Origin of the sequence: Pseudomonas edaphica (genome assembly GCF_005863185.1) — a bacterium.
Taxonomy (GTDB): domain Bacteria; phylum Pseudomonadota; class Gammaproteobacteria; order Pseudomonadales; family Pseudomonadaceae; genus Aquipseudomonas; species Aquipseudomonas edaphica.
In genome coordinates this window covers 1-3,370 of the sequence record NZ_VBVZ01000646.1, presented here as the reverse complement: position 1 = coordinate 3,370, position 3,370 = coordinate 1, and the positions used below count along the sequence as shown (strand labels likewise).

The 3,370-nt window shown below is 59.4% G+C and carries 4 protein-coding genes; 1 reads left to right on the top strand and 3 read right to left on the bottom strand.

All coding sequences use genetic code 11. The features are described 5' to 3' along the window. Positions 1-76 precede the first annotated feature (76 nt). The 3 genes from prpC to FEM54_RS28225 are packed head-to-tail and all read right to left on the bottom strand — an operon-like array spanning position 77 to position 2,850. Complete coding sequence (prpC, locus tag FEM54_RS28235) at positions 77-1,204, bottom strand: bifunctional 2-methylcitrate synthase/citrate synthase (protein ID WP_138453821.1); 1,128 nt, start codon at positions 1,202-1,204, stop codon at positions 77-79. A gap of 42 nt (positions 1,205-1,246) precedes the next feature. After that, the gene (prpB, locus tag FEM54_RS28230) at positions 1,247-2,140 is read right to left on the bottom strand and encodes a methylisocitrate lyase (RefSeq protein ID WP_017134742.1); all 894 of its coding nucleotides are present in this window, start codon (positions 2,138-2,140) and stop codon (positions 1,247-1,249) included. Further along, entirely contained in the window at positions 2,137-2,850 is a 714-nt protein-coding gene (locus FEM54_RS28225) for a GntR family transcriptional regulator (protein ID WP_017134741.1), read from the bottom strand. The genes prpB and FEM54_RS28225 overlap by 4 nt, the downstream gene beginning before the upstream one ends. A gap of 272 nt (positions 2,851-3,122) precedes the next feature. Here FEM54_RS28225 and FEM54_RS28220 point away from each other — a divergent pair. Beyond that, positions 3,123-3,370, top strand: a 248-nt coding sequence (locus FEM54_RS28220) for a putative ATP-dependent zinc protease (protein ID WP_171045926.1), incomplete at its 3' end; no start/stop codon positions are given.

The window sequence follows — 3,370 nt, the reverse complement described above, 5'->3', positions numbered from 1 at the left end:
CACCAGGGTGATGCGATCGCAGGCAAGCCAGCTCCCACAGAAAAGCACATAGGCCAATGTGCCTGGTTCATGCCACTCAGCGACGTTCGATTGGCACGAACTTGCGCTGCTCAACGCCGATGTACTCGGCGCTTGGACGGATGATGCGGTTGTTGGCGCGCTGCTCGAACACATGCGCAGCCCAGCCGGTCAGCCGTGAGCACACGAAGATCGGCGTGAACAGCTTGGTCGGGATGCCCATGAAGTGGTACGCCGAGGCATGGTAGAAGTCAGCATTGGGGAACAGCTTTTTCTGTTCCCACATGGTCTTGTCGATGGCTTCGGAGACCGGGAACAACACTTTGTCGCCGACCTCATCCGCGAGTTGTTTCGCCCAGCCCTTGATCACTTCATTACGCGGGTCGCTGTCTTTGTAGATCGCGTGGCCAAAGCCCATGATCTTGTCTTTGCGCGCCAGCATGCCGAGGGTGCCTTCGACGGCTTCTTCGGCCGAACCGAAACGCTCGATCATCTCCATCGCGGCTTCGTTGGCGCCGCCATGCAACGGACCGCGCAGCGAGCCGATGGCGGCAGTCACGCAGGAATACAGGTCGGACAGGGTTGAAGCACACACGCGGGCGGTGAAGGTCGAGGCGTTGAATTCGTGCTCGGCGTAGAGGATCAGCGACACGTTCATGACTTTTTCATGCAACGCGCTGGGCTTCTTGCCATGCAGCAGGTGCAGGAAGTGGCCGCCGATGCTTGGCTCGTCGGTCACGCAGTCAATCTTCTTGCCGTCGTGGCTGAAGCGATACCAGTAGCACATGATTGCCGGGAAAGCGGCGAGCAGGCGGTCGGTGACATCGTGCTGCGCGCTGAAGTCTTTCTCGGGTTCGATATTGCCCAGGAACGAGCAACCGGTGCGCATCACGTCCATCGGGTGGGCGTCGGCAGGAATGCGTTCTAGCACTTCTTTAAGCGCTTGCGGCAGGTCGCGCAGTTTGCTGAGTTTGGCGCTGTAAGCGGCCAATTCGGCTTTGCTCGGCAACTCGCCGTAGAGCAGCAGGTAGGCGACCTCTTCAAATTGCGCATCGGCGGCCAGTTCACGCACGTCATAGCCGCGATAGGTCAAGCCGGCACCGGCCTGGCCGACGGTGGACAGTGCAGTCTGCCCGGCCACCTGGCCACGCAGGCCGGCACCACTCAGTACTTTTGCTTCAGCCATGGTTCTTCTCCAATTTTGTAGTTATTCAGGGAGGCGCGTTCGTTACTTTTTCGCGGCGAACAGCGCGTCGAGCTTCTGCTCGAAGGTGTGGTAGTCGATGCGATCGTAAAGCTCCATGCGGGTTTGCATGGTGTCGATGACGTTCTGTTGCGTACCGTCGCGACGAATCGCGGTGTAGACGTTCTCGGCGGCCTTGTTCATGGCGCGGAAAGCCGAGAGCGGGTACAGCACGATGGAAACATCGGCAGATTTCAGTTGATCGACTGTGTAGAGGGGGGTTGCACCGAACTCGGTGATGTTGGCCAGGATCGGGGCTTTAACCTTTGACGCGAAGAGCTTGTACATCTCCAGCTCAGTGATGGCTTCCGGGAACACCATGTCGGCACCGGCTTCGATGCAGGCGGCGGCACGCTCCAGCGCCGACTCCAAGCCTTCAACCGCCAGCGCGTCGGTGCGCGCCATGATCACGAAGCTGTCATCGGTGCGCGCGTCTACGGCGGCCTTGATGCGGTCGACCATTTCCTGCTGGGACACGATTTCTTTGTTCGGGCGATGCCCGCAACGCTTGGCGCCGACCTGGTCTTCGATATGGATGGCGGCGGCGCCGAACTTGATCATCGACTTGACGGTGCGCGCCACGTTAAAGGCCGAGGAGCCGAAACCGGTGTCGACGTCGACCAGCAGCGGCAGGTCGCACACGTCGGTGATGCGGCGTACGTCGGTGAGTACGTCGTCCAGGCCGGTGATGCCCAAGTCCGGCACGCCCAGGGAACCGGCAGCTACGCCGCCGCCTGACAGATAAATCGCCTTGAAACCGGCACGCTTGGCCAGCAGCGCGTGGTTGGCATTGATTGCGCCAACCACCTGCAAGGGCTGTTCGCTGGCAACGGCGTCACGAAAACGCTGGCCTGGAGTGGTTTTATTGTTGGAACTCATGACTCACCTCGTGATGAAGGAGCGCCGTCCGGGAAATGACGGGCAATATTGCGTTTGGAAGCGCCGATATGGCGGCGCATCAACAACTCGGCCAGTTCACCGTCGCGATCGGCAATCGCGTCAAGAATGCGGTGATGCTCGGCAAAAGCCTGGCGTGGACGATTCGGGGTGGCGGAGAACTGGATGCGGTACATGCGCACCAATTGGTACAGCTCGCCGCAGAGCATTTGGGTAAGGGTGCGGTTACCGGCGCCTTGAATTATCCGGTAATGAAAATCGAAGTCGCCCTCCTGCTGGTAGTAGCCCAGGCCCGCCTGAAACGCTTCGTCGCGCTCATGGGTGTGCAACACCTGGCGCAGCTCTTCGATTTCGGCGTCGGTCATGCGCTCGGCGGCCAGGCGGCAGGCCATGCCTTCCAGGGACTCGCGGATTTCATACAGTTCGATCAGCTCGGCATGGCTCAAGGACACCACTCTTGCGCCCACATGAGGCACACGCACCAGCAGGCGCTGGCCTTCGAGGCGGTGGATAGCCTCACGCAACGGGCCACGGCTGATGCCATAGGTGCGCGCCAGTTCCGGTTCGGAGATCTTGCTGCCGGGAGCGATTTCACCCTTGACGATGGCGGCCTGGATACGCCGGAAGACGTTCTCTGACATGGTCTGGGAATCGTCTTGCGACACCACCGGCGTTTCCAGCTGATCCAGCATATTGTCGACACCTTTAAAAGCAATGTCGCAAAAACTAGCCAATCAAGCCTTATTAGTCAAAGAATAAATCCATATTGTCGACAATCGTCTAATAACCCTTGCCGCACCTTCGCTGGGCATGGCCGCCTGCCAGCGCTGGCGCCAGAAAAGCATCATGTTAGAATGCCCGCCGCTTTTGCCTGACATCACTTGATGAAACGGCGCACGAGGGAGTTTGCGCAGCAATGCCAGTCGCCTTGAATTAAACATCGCACTGCACCGCGTCAGGATCTATGAGACTCAAGCCCTTCCTTCTTATTTGCCTACTGTGCATACCTGGCCTTGGCGTTGCCGCCGAGAAGACCGTGTATGGCCTGAATGAATACGCCAAATTGGCCGGCATCGACCTGGAAGTCGCCGCCAAACTCGACACCGGCGCCAAGACTGCCTCGTTGAGCGCCCGCGATATCAAGCGTTTCAAGCGCGACGGCGAATCCTGGGTACGCTTTTATCTCGCCATCGACACCGCCCATTCCCACCC